The sequence below is a fragment of the Photobacterium sp. Alg240-V54 genome, from assembly GCF_900537155.1.
Classification (GTDB): domain Bacteria; phylum Pseudomonadota; class Gammaproteobacteria; order Enterobacterales; family Vibrionaceae; genus Photobacterium.
Map to the genome: position 1 here is coordinate 766735 of NZ_UNRL01000002.1, position 21823 is coordinate 788557.

The 21823-nt window shown below is 39.0% G+C and carries 18 protein-coding genes; 9 read left to right on the forward strand and 9 right to left on the reverse strand.

The window, feature by feature from the left end:
* The first annotated feature begins 96 nt into the window (after window positions 1-96).
* The 3 genes from G6R09_RS08985 to G6R09_RS08995 all read left to right on the forward strand — a co-directional run bounded on the left by G6R09_RS08985 (window position 97) and on the right by G6R09_RS08995 (window position 3073).
* Complete coding sequence (locus G6R09_RS08985) at window positions 97-747, forward strand: polysaccharide deacetylase family protein (RefSeq protein WP_163921797.1); 651 nt, start codon at window positions 97-99, stop codon at window positions 745-747.
* Window positions 748-756: 9 nt separating this feature from the next.
* The gene (locus G6R09_RS08990) at window positions 757-2619 is read left to right on the forward strand and encodes an HAD family hydrolase (RefSeq protein WP_163921800.1); all 1863 of its coding nucleotides are present in this window, start codon (window positions 757-759) and stop codon (window positions 2617-2619) included.
* 91 nt (window positions 2620-2710) lie between these two features.
* Window positions 2711-3073, forward strand: a complete 363-nt coding sequence (locus G6R09_RS08995) for a GlpM family protein (protein WP_065166067.1) — start codon at window positions 2711-2713, stop codon at window positions 3071-3073.
* A gap of 53 nt (window positions 3074-3126) precedes the next feature.
* On the opposite strand, the gene G6R09_RS09000 is transcribed toward G6R09_RS08995, so the two are convergent.
* From G6R09_RS09000 to G6R09_RS09010, 3 genes are all read right to left on the reverse strand, one after another.
* Window positions 3127-4473, reverse strand: a complete 1347-nt coding sequence (locus G6R09_RS09000) for a DEAD/DEAH box helicase (RefSeq protein WP_163921802.1) — start codon at window positions 4471-4473, stop codon at window positions 3127-3129.
* A 93-nt stretch (window positions 4474-4566) separates the two neighbouring features.
* Window positions 4567-4845: a hypothetical protein gene (locus tag G6R09_RS09005; protein WP_061000495.1), complete on the reverse strand. Its 279-nt coding sequence runs from the start codon at window positions 4843-4845 to the stop codon at window positions 4567-4569.
* 101 nt (window positions 4846-4946) lie between these two features.
* Window positions 4947-5780, reverse strand: coding sequence for a pyruvate, water dikinase regulatory protein (locus G6R09_RS09010; RefSeq protein WP_065166065.1), 834 nt, complete (start codon window positions 5778-5780; stop codon window positions 4947-4949).
* A gap of 150 nt (window positions 5781-5930) precedes the next feature.
* Between G6R09_RS09010 and ppsA the strand changes: the two genes are divergently transcribed.
* From ppsA to G6R09_RS09025, 3 genes are all read left to right on the forward strand, one after another.
* Window positions 5931-8297: a phosphoenolpyruvate synthase gene (gene ppsA / locus G6R09_RS09015; RefSeq protein WP_163921805.1), complete on the forward strand. Its 2367-nt coding sequence runs from the start codon at window positions 5931-5933 to the stop codon at window positions 8295-8297.
* A gap of 147 nt (window positions 8298-8444) precedes the next feature.
* Complete coding sequence (locus G6R09_RS09020) at window positions 8445-9323, forward strand: sulfurtransferase (protein WP_163921808.1); 879 nt, start codon at window positions 8445-8447, stop codon at window positions 9321-9323.
* A 17-nt stretch (window positions 9324-9340) separates the two neighbouring features.
* Complete coding sequence (locus G6R09_RS09025) at window positions 9341-11305, forward strand: response regulator (RefSeq protein WP_163921810.1); 1965 nt, start codon at window positions 9341-9343, stop codon at window positions 11303-11305.
* Between the two features lie 57 nt (window positions 11306-11362).
* Here the strand turns inward: G6R09_RS09025 and G6R09_RS09030 are convergent, their stop codons facing one another.
* A complete protein-coding gene (locus tag G6R09_RS09030; RefSeq protein ID WP_087843685.1) occupies window positions 11363-13564 on the reverse strand; it encodes an immunoglobulin-like domain-containing protein in 2202 nt (733 codons plus the stop codon).
* A 516-nt stretch (window positions 13565-14080) separates the two neighbouring features.
* Between G6R09_RS09030 and def the strand changes: the two genes are divergently transcribed.
* Window positions 14081-14593, forward strand: coding sequence for a peptide deformylase (gene def / locus G6R09_RS09035; protein WP_065166060.1), 513 nt, complete (start codon window positions 14081-14083; stop codon window positions 14591-14593).
* Window positions 14594-14663: 70 nt separating this feature from the next.
* Here def and G6R09_RS09040 read toward each other — a convergent pair whose 3' ends face one another.
* From G6R09_RS09040 to G6R09_RS09055, 4 genes are all read right to left on the reverse strand, one after another.
* The gene (locus G6R09_RS09040) at window positions 14664-15623 is read right to left on the reverse strand and encodes an LD-carboxypeptidase (protein ID WP_163921814.1); all 960 of its coding nucleotides are present in this window, start codon (window positions 15621-15623) and stop codon (window positions 14664-14666) included.
* Between the two features lie 46 nt (window positions 15624-15669).
* On the reverse strand, window positions 15670-16797 hold the full coding sequence (locus tag G6R09_RS09045) for an anhydro-N-acetylmuramic acid kinase (protein WP_163921817.1): 1128 nt from the start codon (window positions 16795-16797) through the stop codon (window positions 15670-15672).
* A gap of 148 nt (window positions 16798-16945) precedes the next feature.
* On the reverse strand, window positions 16946-17233 hold the full coding sequence (locus tag G6R09_RS09050) for a hypothetical protein (RefSeq protein WP_065166057.1): 288 nt from the start codon (window positions 17231-17233) through the stop codon (window positions 16946-16948).
* A 189-nt stretch (window positions 17234-17422) separates the two neighbouring features.
* Entirely contained in the window at window positions 17423-18334 is a 912-nt protein-coding gene (locus G6R09_RS09055) for a LysR family transcriptional regulator (protein ID WP_163921820.1), read from the reverse strand.
* 291 nt (window positions 18335-18625) lie between these two features.
* Here G6R09_RS09055 and G6R09_RS09060 point away from each other — a divergent pair, with 291 nt between their 5' ends.
* The gene (locus G6R09_RS09060; RefSeq protein ID WP_163921823.1) at window positions 18626-19819 is read left to right on the forward strand and encodes a glycine C-acetyltransferase; all 1194 of its coding nucleotides are present in this window, start codon (window positions 18626-18628) and stop codon (window positions 19817-19819) included.
* A 108-nt stretch (window positions 19820-19927) separates the two neighbouring features.
* Entirely contained in the window at window positions 19928-20959 is a 1032-nt protein-coding gene (gene tdh, locus G6R09_RS09065) for an L-threonine 3-dehydrogenase (protein ID WP_036794972.1), read from the forward strand.
* Window positions 20960-21058: 99 nt separating this feature from the next.
* Here the strand turns inward: tdh and rhtB are convergent, their stop codons facing one another.
* Window positions 21059-21682, reverse strand: coding sequence for a homoserine/homoserine lactone efflux protein (rhtB, locus tag G6R09_RS09070; RefSeq protein WP_163921826.1), 624 nt, complete (start codon window positions 21680-21682; stop codon window positions 21059-21061).
* Between the last annotated feature and the right edge of the window lie 141 nt (window positions 21683-21823).

Consider the following 21823-nt stretch of genomic DNA (forward strand, 5'->3'; position numbering starts at 1 on the left):
TGGTTATTGTTTGTAATAAGCAAATAGTAGGTTGATTGACTTTGGTGCTGTGACTGCCTATACCTAATAAATAGTAATAGACAAGGGATGGTATACGTGGCAACACTAAAATCAGTCATAAAAAGTGTTATTCCTGCGTGGATCGCAACCTATAAAACTATTCCTAAAGGTATTTTATTAACGTTTGATGATGGTCCAGATGTTAATCTTACCCCTCAAGTATTAGATTTACTTGCAGAATATGATATTAAAGCGGTATTTTTTATATTAGGTAAACAAGCGCAACTATATCCAAATATTGTTCAACGTATAGTTGCTGAAGGCCATTATCTAGGTAATCATTCTTTTGCGCATAAAACGGCCGATGAAATAGGCTTTAAGGCTTATGTTAATGATATAAAACACTGTCAGACCATTCTAAAGCCTTTTATTACGGCAACCCCGAGATTATTTCGTCCGCCACAGGGGAAATTATCACTCTATGCTTGGTTAGCTATTCAATGTAATCATATGCAGGCAATTCTATGGTCAATTGAATCTGGTGAATGGGGACAATATTCGCATCAATCCGTTGATCAAATGCTGGCGCGTTTAGTCCGTGAAATTCAACCTCATGATATTGTTCTTATGCATGACAATAGTAGCAAGGTACTGTTATTAATTGAAAAATTGTTACCTGTATTAATCGGAAAAGAATATATATTTGTCGATCCTAAACAGGCATTTCCTGATGTCTATAAATATTAGGCGATTGTTATGTATCAGTTAGAAGTGCTTTCTCATCAAGATTTACAGCAAGCGATTTGTTTGCCAGATGAAGTGCGGCAGGCTTTTATTTCAGGGCAAAGCATTATTGATCAGTGCGTAAAGTATTCTGTTTTACAGTGGGAAGAGCATTGTACAGAATGTGCTATGCCTGCGTGTTATAAAACCTGTGAACTTTATCAACCTCGGCGTGATGGTCATTGTCGACGGTTTATTAATGGCATTGTTCCCTTGCATATTTCACAGCGCCAATCACCCGTTGTACAAGTGGATTTTAAGCAATGGGGCGCATTAATGTCGACTTCTTATATCGGTGTTATAGCACCAGAGCAAGCAAAGGCGATTGATAACAAAGCCGCATTAGTCGAATCTGTGGCTCAATGTGGGCAATGGCTAGATGGATTATCGATTGCAGGGAGGCGGGGTATTGTGGCGCGAATGGCTACTCGTTATAAAAACCATCTCAGTCAAACAATCAATCCTAGTCCATATTTTGATGCGTTTATGATTGAGTTATATTGCCCACAAGCAATTGATTTGAGTATTGTTATTCGAGCAACCACGGGAAAGTTAAATCAAACCCCATTCCAATATCGGTTACAACAACCAGCAGGTTATCATCAAATACAGATCCCCTTTATTGATATCGCTCCTCATATTGATTTTCAAACAAGACACTTTATTAATCTCATTCCTAATCGTGATGAAAACGATCAAAAGACAGCACTTACGATGGTATTTGGATTTATTGGGTTTATTCAATTGTTACCTCAGCTTGATGATCATAAACAATTACCAACAACGGCCAAAAATAAGAGCGTTAAAGTCTTGGTATGGGATTTAGATAATACATTGTGGAATGGCATATTAGTCGAGGATGGAGAAGCGGGGGTTGAATTACGGTCAGGAGTGATAGAGGTAATAAAAACCTTAGATGATCGTGGTATTGTAAATTCAATAGCCAGTAAAAATGATCATCATCGAGTGTGGGCACATCTTACTGCTTTAGGCATTGCAGAGTATTTTATTTTCCCTGAAATTCACTGGCAGCCAAAAAGTCAATCGATCCAACGAATAGCTGATAACTTTAACGTCAGTATAGACACTATTGCCTTTATTGATGATTCGGCTTTTGAGAGAAACGAAGTTAATACAATCCATCCACAAGTACGTATATTTAAAGACAATGACTACCTTAAACTAATCGATTTAGTTGTATTTAATCCTCAAACATCAGCAGAATCAGGATTAAGACGTTCTTTCTATGTCGCCCAACAACAACGAATAACACATAGCCGTAGTTTTGATGGCCAATATATTGATTTTATTAAAGCATCTCGTATTAAATTGTCGGTTGGTGTGGCGCAATTTTCAAATATTGATCGTGTACATGAATTAGTACAACGCACCAATCAAATGAATTTTTCAGCAACACGCTATGATCGCAATAGGTTAACTGAATTGATTAACGACCCTTTGGTTACGACATTATTTTTAACCGCAAAAGATAAATTTGGTGATTATGGTACGGTTGGTGTTTGTATTATTGATATTCAGCAACAGCGCGTAATTGATTTGATGTTCAGTTGTCGTATTCAATCAAAACGGGTAGAGCATGCATTTTTAGGATGGCTGTTAGATTGCGCTTATTTGTCGGGATGGAAGTGTTTACAAGTAGAATATAAACCGACTGCCAAAAATAGCCAATCAGCCAGCGTTTTTTGTGATTTAGAATTTAAACAAATCGGTCAAAACCAAGGGGTAGTGATTTATAGTAAATCAACAACAGCCAAGCATGTCGGTGAAGATTTAATTGCCATTGAAGCACCTAATATTATTTTTGCTAAGAGTTAATATTTTAGTTTATGTTATTGAAAAATTTGTGGTATCGCTTTTTTTTACTTTTAATTATTATGATAGCAAAAGTAATAATTGAGACGAAGGAATGGCAACATTATTTTTTAAATGTTTATTAGGTGCAGCAGCAGTATTATTGATTGCGTTGCTATCGAAAAGTAAGAGCTTTTATATTGCAGGGTTGGTGCCTTTATTTCCTACATTTGCATTAATAGCCCATTATATTGTCGGTTCAGAGCGCAGCATGGAAGATCTTCGTATGACGGCCTTGTTTGGATTGTGGTCGTTAGTGCCGTACGCGGGGTATTTAGTCGCGGTGTATATATTGAGTTATTACCATAATTTAACGGCAACGCTATCGTTAGCAACCGTGGTATGGCTTGGCTGTGCAGGGTTATTATTACTTGGCTGGGCGCGTTGGAGCCCATTATTGGTTACTAATTCGCTGTAATAGTGACGATCGCCATCTTAATATTTTGTACTAAGATGGCGATACTATATTAATTACACAGATTTAGGCTTGCGTGTGCCGCGAGGAATACCCGTATCACGATCAGTGATTGGCTTACGGTTTCTCGGCTTCTTTGGCTTTGGCTTATCAGCGCTTGGTGAATTGCTACGCGGTTTATCATTGCGACGTGGCTTACCATCAGTACTATTATTGCCTTCAGGTTTTTGATATTTAGGCTTGAAGTTTAAAATAGAAATTGGCACTTCTTTGGTTGGTACAAAGCCTTCAATTTCTTTACGAACGATTAAGTGACCTAATAAGCGCTCAATCATGCATAAGTTTTTGAAGTTATCACGTGATACAAATGAAATCGCTTCACCTTTAGAACCAGCACGACCAGTACGGCCGATACGGTGAACATACTCTTCAGGTGGGAAAGGCAGATCATAGTTAACAACGCGGGTTAACTCATCAATATCTAGACCACGTGCAGCAACACCGGTTGCGATTAAGTATTTAACTTTACCTGCTTTAAAATCTTCTAATACTTGTGCACGCGAGCCTTGGCTACGGCCACTGTGAATAGCTTCTGCAGCAATACCACGTTTTTCAAGCTGACTTACTAACTTAGCTGCACCATGTTTGGTTTCAATGAAGATTAACGCTTGATCCCATTGGTGCTCATTAATTAAATGGCTCAATAAAGAAGATTTCATGTCTTTATCAACCGTGATCAAGCACTGATCAATTTTAGGCTGTGACGCTTCATCTTTTGCGACACTGATCTCTACTGGGTTACGTACTGCTGTTTTTGCCAATAAACGCACTTGTGCCGATAAGGTTGCAGAAAACAACATGTTTTGGCGATCAAGCGGTAAACGTTCAATAATCTTATTAATATCTTCAATAAAGCCCATATCTAACATACGGTCAGCTTCATCAAGCACCAAAATTTCAATCGCATCAAAGTGGATAGCACGTTTAGTGTACATATCCAATAAACGGCCAGGGGTTGCTACTAAAATATCAACACCTTCAATAAGGCGACGTTTTTGTGGTTCATAATCGACACCACCGTACATTGCCATTGAGGTTAAATTAGTATGTTTACTGTATTGAACAATATTTGCTTCAACCTGAACTGCAAGCTCACGAGTTGGCGCTAGAATCAATGCACGTACACGTTTAGCTCGTCCTTGCTGACCATCATCAAGCATTTGTAGAATCGGAAGTACAAAACTTGCCGTTTTACCAGTACCTGTTTGCGCTGCAGCAAGCAGGTTTTTGCCGGTTAGTGCCACCGGAATGGCTTTTTCTTGAATCGGCGTAGGAGTGGTGTAACCCATATCGGTTACTGCTTTAACGATAGCGTCGCTTAATCCAAGCTTAGAGAAAGGCATGTAGAATCTCAGATAAATAAATCAAATAACGGCTTCCCCTAATGTTAGGGTAATAGCCGACGAACAATAACGCGGATTATAGCACGGGCGACATTAGGTCATGATATTATTTCGTATTAAGCCACGACGAACATTTTTACACAGTTTGCCAAACTGTCGAATTTCATCAAATTGCGGAATAACCCCACGTTCAATCGCATGCTCCCAATAACTGACTTCGGTATCGACTAATTCTAATAATTTTTTAGGACAGCCAATGCATTTGTTGTCAGGGCCACAAACAAAGGTCTCAGGATCGTAAAGTGGAAAAGCTTGCTTAACATCACTTAGAAGCAGACGCATCGCTGTTTGACGATCAGGTTTCTTATTCATGCTATCAACAGTCTTTGTGCAAAAGTAGTATTCTAATAAAGCATGATAAAAATAACCATGATTATCTTTTTTACCAAGAAGTGTCTATTTATCTTATTGAATTAGCACATATTTCGTTTTAAACCGCTCATTGATAGTAAGCGTGTCGATATTTCTTCAACCGATAATGATGAAGTGTTTAAATAAGGAATAGCCTCGCGGCGAAACATGGCTTCGACTTTCTGTAATTCATTCAGGCATTGCTCTGGACTGGCATAATCACTATCAGCAAAACGCTCATTTCTAATTGCGACTAATCGCTCAATATCTATTGTAAGTCCAAAGGTTTTAAACCGATAAGGTTCAATGGCTTTGGGCAGTTTTAACGCTGACATATCATCGGCAATAAAAGGGTAATTGACCGCCCGTAATCCAAATTGCATTGCAAGGTATAAGCTGGTGGGCGTTTTTCCACAACGAGAAACGCCTAATAAAATGATATCTGCTTGCTCTAGATGATTAAGCGAAACCCCATCGTCATGGGCAAGGGTATATTCAATCGCTGCAATACGATCATGATAGCTAGAAGAATCTTTATTTATGCTGCGTGAACGCTGTAATTTTGGTTCAGCTTTGATAGCTAAATCGCGTTCTAACGGCTCAACTAATACTTTCAGCACATCATAAAACAGCGCATTCGCTTGATCTATAATCTGCTTTATTTCCGGCACAACAATAGAATAAAACACTAAAGGTTGAATGCCATATTTTTCATTAGATTGATCTATAAGGTTTTTTACTTGTTTTGCGCGTTCAATTGATTCCACAAAAGGCAACGTTGTCTGTTGGATTTGCAGTGAAAACTGGCCGAGAACGGCGTGACCAAGGGTTTCAGACGTTATGGCTGTCCCATCTGAAATGTAAAATACGTCACGAAAATTGGTTTTATTTTGCATTTTATATTGAATCCTTCAAAAAAAGTTGCAATTCTGTGCTTCACAGGAATAGCGAAAAGATAACTTAACACAAAAAAGCATATCTTTAACACTGTTTAGCAATCGATTGCTAGTGTCGCTCGTTTTAGCAAATGATCAAGGAGAACTACCGTGCAGCAGAATGTTATTTGGTACAGTGATCTATCAATGAATGATGTTGATAGAGTTGGTGGAAAAAATGCTTCCCTGGGTGAGATGGTAGCAAATTTGTCCAATGCCGGGGTTAAAGTCCCTAATGGTTATGCGACAACCTCCTATGCATTTAATCAATTTTTACAAGCAGATGGGCTTAGTCAACGAATTTACGCTTTGCTTGATACCTTAGATGTTGATGATGTTAATGCATTAAAACTAGCGGGTGAGACTATTCGTAATTGGGTATTGGAAAATCCATTACCAGCCGCATTAGAAGCTGATATTCGTGCTTGTTATCAAGAGCTTGGTGAAGGTGATGAAATGTTATCTGTTGCTGTGCGTTCATCAGCAACAGCCGAAGATCTTCCCGATGCTTCATTTGCTGGACAACAAGAAACATTCCTTAATGTTCGTGGTATTGATGCCGTTATTGAAGCGACTAAACATGTATTTGCTTCTTTGTTTAATGATCGCGCAATCTCATACCGAGTTCATCAGGGATTTGACCATGAAGGCGTTGCATTATCTGCCGGTATTCAGCGGATGGTTCGCTCTGATAAAGCATCGTCTGGGGTTATGTTTACCCTTGATACTGAATCTGGTTTTGATCAAGTCGTTTTCATAACATCTTCATGGGGATTAGGTGAAATGGTGGTGCAGGGTGCTGTAAACCCTGATGAGTTTTATGTCCATAAACCTACCTTAAACGCAGGTCATCCAGCCGTTGTTCGACGTACGATTGGCTCCAAGTTAATTAAAATGGTGTATGCCGACGGTAAAGAACTCGGTACACAAGTTGAAATTACCGATACCACTGCTGCAGAACAAAGTCAGTTCTCATTAACCGATGCTGAGATCATGGAGCTGGCTAAACAGGCATTGATCATTGAGCAGCACTATGGTCGCCCGATGGACATTGAATGGGCGAAAGATGGTAACACTGGCGAGTTATTGATTGTTCAAGCGCGTCCTGAAACTGTACGCTCACGTGATGATCAACAAGTGATGGAACGTTTTCATCTTAACGATCAAGGCCAAACCTTGGTAGAAGGTCGTGCTATTGGACAACGTATTGGCAGTGGTCCGGTGCGGATTGTGTCTGATTTATCGCAGATGGATCAAGTTCAGCAAGGTGATGTGCTGGTGGCTGATATGACCGATCCTGATTGGGAGCCGGTGATGAAAAAAGCCGCGGCAATCGTGACTAATCGTGGTGGGCGTACTTGTCATGCGGCAATTATTGCTCGTGAATTAGGTATTCCAGCAGTGGTCGGTTGTGGTGATGCAATGTCATTACTTCAAGATGGACAAAACGTAACTGTATCTTGTGCTCAAGGTGAAACGGGTTATGTGTATGATGGCATTCTTGAATTTGAAGTACGTCGCTCTGAAGTTGAGCAATTGCCAATATTACCGTTAAAAGTGATGATGAATGTCGGTAATCCTGATCGTGCGTTTGATTTTGCTTGTATTCCTAACGAAGGCGTTGGTCTGGCACGATTAGAATTTATCATTAATAAGATGATCGGTATTCACCCGAAAGCACTGCTAAATTACGACCAGCAAAGTGCTGAAATAAAAGCGGAAATTGATCAAAGAATTATCGGTTATGCAAATCCAGTTGAATTTTATATTGAAAAATTAACGGAAGGTATTTCAACGTTAGCGGCTGCATTTTGGCCTCAACGAGTGATAGTACGGATGTCGGATTTTAAATCAAACGAATACCGTAACCTTGTTGGTGGTATTAACTATGAACCAACAGAAGAAAACCCGATGTTAGGTTTCCGTGGAGCATCACGTTATATAGCACCGCATTTTCAAGATTGTTTTGCTCTTGAATGTGAAGCGATAAAACGGGTTCGTAGCAAGATGGGACTTAAAAACGTAGAAATTATGATCCCGTTTGTGCGTACCGTCAGTGAAGCAGCGTCTGTGATTGACTTACTGGCAGAATATGAATTACGGCGTGGTGATAATGGCCTCAAAGTCATGATGATGTGTGAGTTACCATCAAATGCTATTTTAGCGGAAGAGTTCCTTAAATATTTTGATGGGTTTTCAATTGGTTCTAATGATATGACTCAGCTAACATTGGGCTTAGACCGTGATTCTGGTGATATTGCACATCTATTTGATGAACGTAATGATGCCGTCAAAGCGATATTATCGTTAGCGATTAAAGCCGCTAACAAAGCCGGTAAATACGTCGGTATTTGTGGGCAAGGGCCTTCTGATCATGAAGACTTTGCACGTTGGTTGATGGATCAAGGTATTGATTCGGTATCATTGAATCCTGATACTGTATTAGAAACATGGACATTTTTAGGTAAGCCACATTAAATGATTGCCTAACATAATCAGTTAAAGAAATATTGAGCCTGACTTTATGTCGGGCTTTTTTGAGGTTCTTTGCTACGCTTAATAAATACTGTTATGAAACTAATGGTATTACGTTTTTCGTTATGCGCATTAAGCAAGGAAGCCAGCATGAGTAAATGCAGAATAACAATATTCAGTTTGATCTTTATATTTTTCAGTAGCTTAAACTATTCTCATGCGAATGAACGTCATTATAAGTGGGTGATAGAGAGCAGTGGGTTACAGCAAAAAATCACTGAAAATAAGCCTGTCATTATTTTTGATGCTCGCAGCAAAGAACAATACCAACAAGGGCATATCAATACGGCAATTAGTTTTCCAACCGCATTAACTTACGTTGAAATTAATAATGCTTATTATGTGAAAAATATAAATAAAATAGCTCCGTTATTACAACAAAAGGGAGTGACAACGTCACAAAAAATCATTATTTATGATCAAGGTGATCTTAAAAATGCAGCCCGTTTATTTTGGGTATTAGAGCTATATGGCATTAAAAATATTACTATTCTTAATGGTGGTATTGATGTGTGGTCTGAGCAATATCCACTAACGAAGAAACCGACAATCCCTCAACCATCTCAATATTTCCCTGTTTTAAATTCATCCGTGTATGCCAGTACAACCGTTGCCAAAGTGGCAGCCTATAGTGAGTTATATCAACTTTATGATAGCCGTACCTTAGCTGAATTTATAGGAGATCGTTCAGCAACAGAAAAATTTGGTCATATACCAACGGCAAAGAATATTCAAAATAGTGTATTTTTTAATACAACAATTACAGGGACGAATTTATTAAAAACACCAAAGCAGCTAGACGCTATTTTTGCAACCTTGGATAAAAACCGTAAAAGTGTGACTTATTGTAATAAAGGCTTAGCCTCGACGCTGACGTATTTTTTAATGAAGCAAGCTGGATTTAAAGTGTCTCACTACGATGGCTCATGGTTAGAGTGGTCGGAGAAAGGATTACCCGTAGAGAAGTAGATCGAAAGGGGTATTTTATGAAAAAGCCGCCTGAGCATTACACTATTGAACAGCCGTTAAACATTCAAAAAGGTTTGTTTAATAAAATCGCATTAATGATGGGCGGGGTCTTAATTTGTGTCATGTTAACAGCATTAACCCTCAGCTATTACAGTAATACTCAACGATTAGTTAAAAATGTTAATGTAATGATGAATGCATTAGCTCCTGTTTTTATTGATACAATAGTATTTCAAGATACCGAGTCATCACTAGAATTTAATCGTTTAATTAGTCAATATAAAGAAATACGGTCTCTATCCGTTTATGACTTTGATAATAAACTGCTTCATTATTATCACTCCGATAATGCTCAAGATGCAACATTACGACCATTTTTGTATATTCCTGGCTTATCTTGGTATAAACAGGACTATTTACTGAGTTATCCGGCTTATTTTAATGGCGATCCTATTTTCAAATATGTTGTTTATTATAGTTCTAGCCATATTTTAAAAACCATCCTAATGCAAATACTGATTTATGTTTTACCTTTTTTGTTTTTTATTGCGTTTATTCTTTTTTATATGTATCGCAAAGTAACGCAGCCCCTTAATTATCTTATTCAAGAATTAACCAGTATGGGATCTGGCAGGTTAGATATCTCAGGGCTGAAGCAAGATAGTAGTGAAGTATCACTATTAGCGGCGGAGCTTAGTAAAGTAGATAAATATATTTATAATAACGAAACCAAGCTGCAAGGGCTAAACAATAAGTTACAGTTACAAACGAATAAATTAAATGAAGCATTACGCATAAAAGGTAATTTTATGGCCAATATGAGCCATGAAATACGTACACCTATGAATGGAGTGTTAGGTTTTGTTCAATGCTTAGAAGATAGAGAATTAGATGAGCAATCAAAACAGCAGGTTAAATATATAAAGCAATCCGCTAATGCATTGCTGATTATTATCGATGAAATATTAGATTATTCAAAATTAGAAGCAGGTAATGTGGAATTACGTTTTAATCATTTTCATTTAGAAACCTTTATTCAAGGCTGTATTGTTCCTTTTGAACATAAATCACAACAAAAAAATATTCAGTTAAAGACGCATATTGATGCCAATATAGCCCCTTACTTTGACGCCGATGAGGGACGAATACGACAAATATTAACTAATTTATTAGGTAATGCTGTTAAGTTTACCTCAGATGGCTATATTGAATTACGAATTGAATTATTAGGTGATATTGAAAGCACAGCCACTACAGCACATGAACAATTAGGGTTACATCAACAGTTACGTTTTAGTGTTAAAGACTCCGGTATTGGTATTGCACCTGAAAGTATTGAGACTATTTTTGATTCATATACTCAAGCAGATGGTTCAATTTCACGTCAATTTGGTGGAACTGGACTGGGGTTATCTATCTCAAATAGCTTGTGTCAGTTAATGTTAACGACCTTGAATGTTGACAGTGAAATCGGTAAAGGCACCACGTTTTGGTTTAACATTGATCTAAAATGTTGTGAGCACCCACAAGTTGCCAGTTGTGGTGAATGTTGTAATCATGATTTAAGTGATTATTCAAATAAACGCATTTTAGTTGTTGAAGACAGCAAGGTTAATCAACAATTGATAAAGGCGTTTTTAGGGGCATTTGGGTTATTGAATATTGATATTGTCAGTGATGGTGCATTGGCGATTGAATATATTCATCATCACGGTGTGGATGTGGTATTGATGGATTGTCAGATGCCAAATATGGGCGGAATTGAGGCGACACAACGGATCCGCCGTATGGATATTGTACAACCTTATATTATTGCGTTAACTGCCAATGTACTTGAGCAGGAAAAGCAACATTGCCTTGCTGCTGGCATGGACGATTATATTTCAAAACCGATAGATAAGAATACGTTATCACGAACATTAGAACAGGCTTTTTTACAGCTTGAGTCATTACCCTTATTACAAAAAACCAGCAATAAGTGATCCACTTACTGCTGGCTTATTTGATAACTAATAATTAACTATATGTTTGTTAGAGAATTATAGTTTATCCCAAGCATCGGCCCAGTATTGAGAGGTTGCTGGTGCATAAGAAGCACTCGCACACCAGCCAGTGTAAGGCCAAGGCTTGCATTGGTAGATATTGCCATCAGCTGCTAAAACTTGGTCACCAGCAACATAGGCTTTACCTGCTTCATATGCTGGAACATCTGTTACTGGTGGTTCAACGGTGTCTTTTTCTTTTAAAGTGAAATGCAAACGTTGCTCTATGTTGTCAGTATTTGATTGTGCGATCATACGTAAAGAATGTGTACCTGCTGCGACATTCTCAAGCACCATATCAATAGTTTTGCTACTATCGATATTTGCAGTATATTGACCACCGGCAACAGGGTAGCCCATTGCATCAATAACATCGATCTGTACTGAGCTGGCTTTATTAGCGCTGTAATTTAAGGTTAATTTTGCAGTGCCGTTAGTGATAGTGTAATTGTTATTAACACCCGTTAAGGTTGCAGTAAAATCAGCATCTGGCTGCTCAGTACCCCCGTTGCAGTCAGTATCACCAACTTCACGCCATACTCCCCATTCACCAGTTGTTCCTGGCTCATCACCTTGTGTCCACCAACCTGCTTGCCAGTCTTTACCATTGTGACTAACTACATCACCTTCAACATAAGTTGCATCGGCTTTCCATGCTGGTGTACATACGATAGAACCATCGTTGACAACCACAACGCGCTTAACAGTGACAGTTTGGTTTGCACTGTCAGTAATGCTGTAAACAAGCTCATATTGGCCTGCAATAGCTGTATTTACTGTGCCAGAGAAGGTGATATTTGCGGTTAAATCACCATCTTCAGCATCTGTTGCTGCAACACCAGCTAATGGATCAAAATTTTCACCGATTTTAATAACAGTATTTTCAACGCCAGTGAAAGTTGGTAGGGCGCTAAACACAGTAACTTTACGCGGTGACACCGTTTCATTGTTATCAGAATCTGTTACTGAATATGTGACAACATAATCGCCAACACGCTGAGTATCAACGCTGCCTGTCACTGAAATTGAATCTGTTAAATTACCATCTTCTTTATCGTTAGCTGTTACACCAGCCATAGAGTCAAACTGAGTTTTATGTTGCACGCGTGTATCTGTAATACCGGCGAATGTTGGTTTGCCCGGTTGTACAACTGGTGGTGTTTGACTATGAACAAACGGGCCATAGGTATTAATAAAGCTACTGTTATAAGCTTGACCTGCTGAGTTAGTGCCAATATCCCAGTTAATTGACCATGTCATTACACCACGCAGCGGCTGTGACTGTTTTTCAAGGCGTGCAAAAGCATTAAATAGATCTTGAGGATCTTTAATAAAACCTGTTGCAGCAGCATCGATATTAGTTGGAATACCAAAGACTAATTTATCGTGTGGAATCGTCGTAAAACCACGAGTACCGTTAATTAATGAATCTGCAATGTAATAAATGAACTCTTCTTTTAGTTCATCGTTATTTTGTGCAATCCAGCCAGGGCCTTCAACATATACACCGTCACCACCTTGGTTATAAAACTGTGGGTTGATCCAGTCGTAGTAACCATCTAGGCCAGTGATGTATGGAATATATTTACCAGCGGCAGTTAAATATGGGAATTCAGGTGCCATGGTAATAAGGAAGTTTTTACCTTGTTCACGATAGTGATCTTTTACAATACGTAGTGCAGCAGGAATAACCGTTTGGTTATCTTTAGCATCAATAGCTGCTTGTTCAAGGTCAATATCTAAGCCATCAAAACCATAAAGGTCAGTTAGGCGAATAACTTCAGCCGCAAAAGCTTCTTCATCACCGCGTTGTAATTCAACGTGTGCGTCTGCACCACCAAGCGCTAGTATTACTGCACGGCCTTGATCGTTTAGTAGCTTAATCTGATCAATAAATTGTGATTCTGTTAAACCTGTTTCAGGATCTAAATGAAATGTAGGAATGCGACCTTCAGCAACGTCGTATACTTTCATAAAAGAAACAGCGACAACATTATACATCGGGTTAGTTGCTTTTAAGCTCATTGCTGGCGCATTACCAGCCTTATAACCACGACCATCAGCCCAGTTATGCCAATAACCAACCACAACGCCGCCTTCTGGATTAACCATTTTTTCACCAGCATTAACGGTAAAACTCATTGAAGTTAACGCTAGAGCAATAGCATTTAATGTTAGAAAAGTTGTTTTTTTATTCATTTTTTTGACCCTGAAAATAGGATAATAGATGTAATTGTTGAGCAAATAAATGCTATCACAGTTACAGCCAATTATAGTGGAATATTTGTAACAAAAAACTTTAAAAACAATTGCTTATATCGTCAATTTATTGTCACGTTAATCGTGTTTTGCGACTGAATTTTGTCGTTATTCAAGCGTAATTGAACGGTGAGTTATTTGGGGGGATCTTTTGAGCAGAAATAATATATAAAGTAAGCGTAAATATAAAAAACACTACACTTAAAGGGGAGATAGCATTGAGATCCGTTATGACTAAATTATGAATACATATTAATAAAGCTGTTCTTTTTATTATTGTTTTAAGATTGAATTTGGCTCACTTATTAGATTAATTGTTATTATCAATTGTTGCTGAAGCCATTTTCTAGGTAAAATAGCTCCATCAACAGAATATACGTTGGGATTATGATCCTGAGCGTTAATCTGATAAGTTACTGCAAAGTAACCTAAATACTAGATTAAGTAAGAGATAAAATGGCAGTTTTAGAAATTTTAACCGAACCAAATCCAAAGCTACGCGTTCAAGCTGAAGAAGTAACAGATGTAAAAGCTGAACATATCCAAACGCTTATTGACGACATGCTACACACCATGTACGAAACAGGTAATGGTATTGGTTTAGCTGCTCCTCAAGTAGGCCGTAAAGAATCTATTATTGTTATCGACTTATCTGAAGAGCGTAATGAACCACAGGTATTCATTAACTCTAAGATCGTTCGTGGTGAGAACCCAGTAATTGGTCAAGAAGGCTGTTTATCAGTACCTGATTACTACGCAGATGTAGAGCGTTTCGAGAAAATCGAATTAACCGCGCTTGATCGTGATGGTAATGATATTCACCTTGAGCGTGATGATTTTCTTGCTATCGCACTTCAACATGAGATTGACCACCTAAAAGGTATTCTTTTCATTGATTATCTATCACCTCTTAAGCGCCAAATGGCAATGAAGAAAGTGAAGAAATTCTTGAAGACGCAAGCAAAGTAATCATTTAACTATCGCTATCGAAAGGCTGTTGAGAACGACTCAGCAGCCTTTTTTATTGGTAAATGATGATTTATTTACTGTGCAAGGGGGGTTGAATACATGTTACGTATTCAAACATGTCTGATCCCGTTGAATCTTGGTTACGTTGTAACGTGATGCTTTCACCGAGAATAAAAGGCTGGTTATATTTTCCATGACCAAAGAAAGGGAAGTAATAAACCGGCTTATCGTATTGCGCTGCAAATTTTTGTAAAACCGCTTTGTACATTATGCGCTCTTCATCGTTTGGATCGATAGAATAATATTGACCAAAAATAATCGCCTTAACATTACATTCTTTTAGAAATAATAATTGTTGTAAATAACGATCTAACTGACGAAAAGTAACCCCAATATCTTCCAGGATTAAAATCTTATCTTCAAAGTCGGGTTGGTAGTGAGTGCCAAATGTTGCACCAATGAGGGTGTGATTGCCACCGATTAATGTGCCGCTGACAGACGTTGTTTGCTGTGCTGATGCATTAAGTGGTAAGACATTATGATATGTAATTCCCTTAGCTATCAGCGCTGCAATATCAGGTAACGGTTGTTGATTGGCTGAATTCATTTCTAAATGGTTATTAGCGTTAACACCATGAATTGAACGCCATCCAAGCTCATTGTTTAAAAAGCTATGGATCGCGGTAACATCACTAAATCCAACAATGATTTTTTCAGGTATCGCTAATAGTTGTTGCTTATAGCGGTGCAAATAAGGCAACAAGTTTAATGCACCACCACCACCACGATAGAACCATAACACCTCAATTGTAGGATCTAGTAGGGCTTGAATCAGATTATTTGCGCGCGCTTGATCAGTATCAACATAGCCAAAATCAGACACGGTTTGTAGTAAGTATTGGCAGCTGACTTGATAACCATGCTGCGCCAAAATAGCAGTAACCTGAGGCACTTGTGTGGGATCAAATTGGGTTGAGCAAGCAATTAAAGCGAGATTTTTATAGGCAACATTGGCAGTTGGGTTGTTCATCAATAATTCTCATCAGAAGGTAAATAATCATCAAGTAACACGTAAGTTAATCCGCAGGATAAATCGCGCCTAGTTGAGCTAAACGGCTCGCTCCTGTAACTTCAGGCAAATTACCTGATTGATGATGCATGGTACGGTATGCGAGCCATGCAAATGCCATTGCTTCCATGTTATCAATATCGACACCACGATCTGCGGTTGTCATTACCTGCCAATTAGGCAATAACTCTGTTAGTCGCTGCATTAAAATAGGGTTGTGTGCGCCGCCGCCACAGACCAATAGTTCATTGAGAGTAATGGCAGGAGTTAGGCCTGTTTTTATAACCTCATTAGCGATAGTTTGGGCGCTATATTCAGTCAATGTTGCTTGAATATCACAAGCAGAAAGTTGTAGTTCTACGATGGCTGGCTCAGTTAAATATTGCTCTAGCCACGGCAGATTAAATAACTCGCGACCAGTGCTTTTCGGTGCAGGTTGGGCTAAGTAAGGTTCTGATAACAGACGCGTTAATAGCATTGAGCTAACATTACCCAAACGGGCCCAGTTACCATTGTCATCATAGCTTTTATGCTGGTGGAGATTGATCCACGCATCCATCAACATATTACCAGGGCCAGTATCAAATCCTGTTACTGCTTTATTAGGCTCTAATACAGTGATATTGGCAATGCCACCAATATTTAAAATAACGCGAGTACACTGATTTGAACTAAACAGCTGCTGGTGGAAAGCGGGAACCAGCGGTGCACCTTGACCACCAAATGCCATATCTTTACGACGAAAATCAGCAACAGTAGTAATGCCTGTTTTGGCGGCAATAATATTAGCATCACCAATTTGCATCGTAAACGCATATTCAGTATGTGGCGAGTGAAATACCGTTTGACCGTGACTGCCAATTGCCGTGATATCAGCAGCGTTAGTATTGGTTTTAGCGAGTAATGCTAATACTGCATCGGCAAAAAGATGACCTAAACGATGGTCAAGTTCACCTAATGTTTGCAAATTTGTTGGTTGGCCTAAACAGATATCTAATAATGATTGTTTTAGATTGTTACCCATAGCAAAGGGATGCGAGCCAAGTAACTGAATATTATTGTTGTCAATTTCGACCAAAACAGCATCAACGCCATCCATGCTGGTGCCTGACATTAAGCCAATATATTTTTCCATCGCGATTCCCACTGTATTTCAATTTAACGAGCATGTTTGTCAACTCGTTAAAGCCGTTAATTATACTGCTTGAAGTATAAGGTATGCAGTCACTTTAATCAGAAGTGACTGAGAAATAAAGCGTAGATGGAATCTTTAGCGATAGCAATTAATGCATTACAGCACGAGAAGCGGCGAGGCTTTGTGTTCCTTGTTGCTGAACAACACTATTCATTTTAGTAGCAAACTCGGCTAATTCATGGCTAACTGCAGAACTCGCAATGATTTCATCATCAAGATCGAAGATTTCAATCATATGACCTGTTGTACCGTCATCATAAGTACCTGACACAAAATGAATTGCAGTATCGGTTAGAATTGAACGGCCATACGCAGTCTCAACTAAACGCATCCAGTGGATTAATTCATCATGATTTTCTATGATTTTTGAGTGCATGAACACTGATCCTTTTATATTTTGGAGGCATACATTGAGAGGACCGAGTGTCCTTTATTTTGTGATGACCTTTTATGCGGTAAGTCTATCAGTAGTGTTCAAATGATAACTTTAGCCTCACGACAAAAATAACGCCTCAAAAAAAGTAAAAGTGACAAAAAACGCACATTTTCTCAATTAATCAATGCTTTAGGAGTTAAAATTTGCTGTTACGTGGTCAATAAATGCTCTTAGCCTGGCTGGCATAAACTTGGTTTGCGCATATTGAAGTGCTATATCACCGTGATAATTACCGCGAATGGTCCATGTTGGTAATACGCGAATAACACTGCCTTGTTGCAATGCATCTTTGATCACGAAATCAGGAAAAATACCAATGCCTAAATTATCTTTGACGCCATTTAATCGCATTTGAGAGTGGTTAACTGCATAGCGGCCACTGACTGTTACACGGTGGCGAGTATGTTGTTGCTCAAACTCCCAAATATTGTCAGTACTGGTTTCTCCTAAATATAAGCAATCATGATCGACCAGATCTAACGGTGTTGTTGGTATACCACGTAGCGCAAGGTAATCTGGGCTGGCACATAGCATAAGATCAACTTTGCCGATCTGCTTTAATACTAAATCTTCGCTGGGTTTTTCCGTCAATCGAAACACCACATCGATCCCTTCTTTCAGAATATCAATTTCACCATCACGAGCTTTAAGTTTTAATTGAATATCAGGGTATTGGGTTAAAAATGGAGTGAGTAACGGTTGTAATACAATCGATAAAAATGCTTTAGGGGCGGCTACAGTTATCATGCCTGCCGGAACAATGGGCTCTGAATGTGATATTTCAATTGCCTTTTTTGCGGCATCAAACATGGTTGTGCATTGGGTGTAAATGCGTTTACCTGATTCGCTGATCATTAATTTACGGGTAGTGCGTTCTAATAACTTCACTGACAGCGCTGTTTCTAAGCGAGAGATTTGCTTACTCAACGCAGAAGGGGTGACATTGAGTTTCTTTGCTGCTGCGGTATAACTGCCTTCATCAACCACCACGATAAATACGGCTAAATCTGGCATTAGTGCGATAAGTTTATTAGTTTCCATTGATTTGTGCCTAAGGGTCAATAATCATTTTCCATGGTATGGGATAATACTGCGGTTAAGTTTGAATTAGAATGCTGAAAAGTAACCAATCTAGTGCTAGTTCAAAGAGTTGATAAAAAACACCAAATAGTTGACGATTTTCAAATAAAAAAGGTGTAAAAGGAATGCTATTAAGCTAGATATCGATATTTAATACTGTAGTGGCAGTATGTTATTGGTCTAGAAGAATAGCGTTTAGATTTTATTAGCGCTTGAGCTTTATTTACCATCCAATAAATCTGTGAGGAACACATGTCTTCTGCATTCTATAAGCAAATTAATCAGCAAATTGAAGATGTTAAAGTTGAGGGATTATACAAATCTGAGCGTATTATCACATCTGCTCAAAAAGCAGCAGTGTCGATTCAGTCTGGTGAAGAAGTATTGAACTTCTGTGCCAATAACTACTTGGGTTTAGCTAACCATCCTGAACTGATTGCAGCAGCAAAAGCGGGTATGGATCAGCATGGCTTTGGTATGGCATCAGTGCGTTTTATTTGTGGCACCCAAGATGCACACAAACAACTAGAGCAAAAGCTATCGGCATTTCTAGGAATGGAAGACACCATTCTTTACACCTCATGTTTTGATGCTAACACGGGTTTATTTGAAACGATTTTAGGTGCGGAAGATGCGATCATTTCCGACGCGCTTAACCACGCATCGATTATTGATGGTGTACGTTTATGTAAAGCGATGCGCTTCCGTTACTCTAATAACAACATGGAAGAGCTAGAGCAACAACTTATCGCCGCTAAAGAAGCGGGTGCACGTCATACATTGATCGTAACTGACGGTGTATTCTCAATGGACGGTGTGGTTGCAAACTTGCCTGCTATTTGTGATTTAGCCGATAAGTATGATGCATTGGTAATGGTTGATGACTCACATGCTGTTGGCTTTATGGGCGCAAATGGTCGTGGTACTCATGAGCACCACAATGTGATGGATCGTATTGACATTATTACAGGTACACTAGGTAAAGCAATGGGTGGTGCATCAGGCGGTTACACGTCTGGTAAGAAAGAAGTGATCGATTGGTTACGTCAGCGTTCACGTCCATACTTATTCTCAAACTCTGTTGCACCAGCGATTGTTGCTGCATCAAACCGTGTTATTGACCTGCTGGCTGAAAGTGGTGATCTACGTGATAACCTATGGCTTAATGCTGCACATTTCCGCACTCGTATGACAGCTGCTGGCTTTACTATGGCAGGTGCTGATCACGCTATCATTCCAATCATGTTAGGTGATGCAAAAGTAGCAGCAGAATTTGCTGAGCGCGCATTAGCTAAAGGTATTTATGTTGTTGGTTTCTCATTCCCTGTAGTACCGAACGGCAAAGCACGTATTCGTACTCAAATGTCAGCAGCACATACTCGCGAGCAACTTGATAAAGCGATTGATGTGTTTATTGAAGTGGGTAAAGAGATGGCTATTATCTAATTCGTTTTTCGTTTTTCGTTGTTAACATCGGCACGGCCTTAGCAGTGTGTTAAGGCTATTGTATAGAACAGCCATTAGAGGTTGTTCTAGCTTTATGGAATAAGTGTTATGAAAATCAAAGCTCTTGCTAAGTTAAAGCCTGAAGAAGGTATCTGGATGACGGAAGTAGATAAGCCGCAAATGGGGCATAATGATCTACTGATTCGTATCAAGAAAACAGCTATCTGTGGTACTGACGTGCATATCTACAATTGGGATGAATGGTCACAAAAAACCATTCCTGTGCCAATGGTTGTTGGTCACGAATATGTCGGCGAAGTTGTTGGCATGGGACAAGAAGTACGTGGCTTTAACTTAGGTGATCGTGTTTCTGGTGAAGGTCATATCACATGTGGTCATTGCCGTAATTGTCGTGGTGGCCGTACTCATTTATGCCGTAATACTATCGGTGTAGGTGTTAACCGTGAAGGTGCATTTGCCGAGTTTTTGGTTATTCCTGCATTTAACGCATTTAAAATCCCTGATGATATTTCAGATGATTTAGCGTCGATTTTTGACCCGTTTGGTAACGCTGTTCATACTGCTTTATCTTTTGATCTTGTTGGTGAAGATGTGTTGATCACTGGTGCTGGTCCAATTGGTATCATGGCAGCAGCTGTGGCTAAACATGTTGGTGCGCGCCATGTGGTGATCACTGATGTCAATGAATACCGTTTGAATCTTGCCCGTGAAATGGGCGTAACACGTGCAGTTAACGTTGCCAATGAAAACCTAACCGATGTTATGGCTGAACTTGGTATGAAAGAAGGCTTTGATGTCGGTCTAGAAATGTCAGGTAACCCAATGGCATTTAACAGCATGTTATCAAGCATGAACCATGGCGGTAAGATTGCACTATTAGGCATTCCACCTTCAGATATGGGTATTGATTGGACACAAGTTATCTTTAAGGGCTTGATCATTAAAGGTATCTACGGTCGTGAAATGTTTGAAACATGGTATAAAATGGCAAGCTTGATTCAATCCGGCCTAGATCTAACGCCAATCATTACTCATCATTATAAGATTGATGATTTCCAGCAAGGCTTTGACGTTATGCGCTCAGGCATGTCGGGTAAAGTTATTCTTGATTGGGAATAAGTTGCTCGTTTTATAACTCATAAAACCGAGATCTATTATTAAGCGAGCTTGATGCTCGCTTTTTTATATCTATTTAGAAAAGCAAAGCATCTGCAGTCATTAATGATGACGACTAAAACTCAATAGCGTGCCAGCCCCAATAAATAACGACCCAAAAATTTGATTTTGTAACTTCATACGCCGAGCATCTTTTACGACTCGCATTAACCGGGTTGCTAATAGCGAATAACCCACCATTACCACTAAATCAACCACGATCATGGTTGAACCTAACAAGGTTAATTGATACCAATGGGAACCCGTTGGGGTTAAAAACTGTGGCAGTAGGGCGACCAAGAACATAATGCTTTTAGGGTTAGTAATATTAACAATAACCGCTTTAGTAAACAGTCGAGAATAAGAGGTGGTTACAGTATTGGTTTGATCTAAATGAATAGTGCCAGCCTCTTGGAATTTTTGATAACCAAGGTAAATTAAATAAAGCACACCGCCCCATTTGATAACGCTAAAAGCCGTTTCAGATTCTGCCAACAAAGCGCCGAGCCCTGCACCAACAATGATGATATTAATCAGATTGCCCGTTTGTAGACCAAGGTTACCGACCAATGTGGTTTTAAAGCCATGCTTAATGGTGTTTGACATGGTTGAAATAGCCCCAGCGCCGGGGATGATCGATAGTAATATGCTCGCACATAAAAAGGTAAACCAAATTTCCATGCTCATTGTCGACTCCTATGCGGTGATATACATAACGGCTGTTTGGTATTGTTTATGCAGTAAGGGTATCGTAAGCAAGTTAAATCATCAATCTGAATGACAATTAATCGGCAATAAGAAAAATCATGGCTTTTTTATTGATGCGTC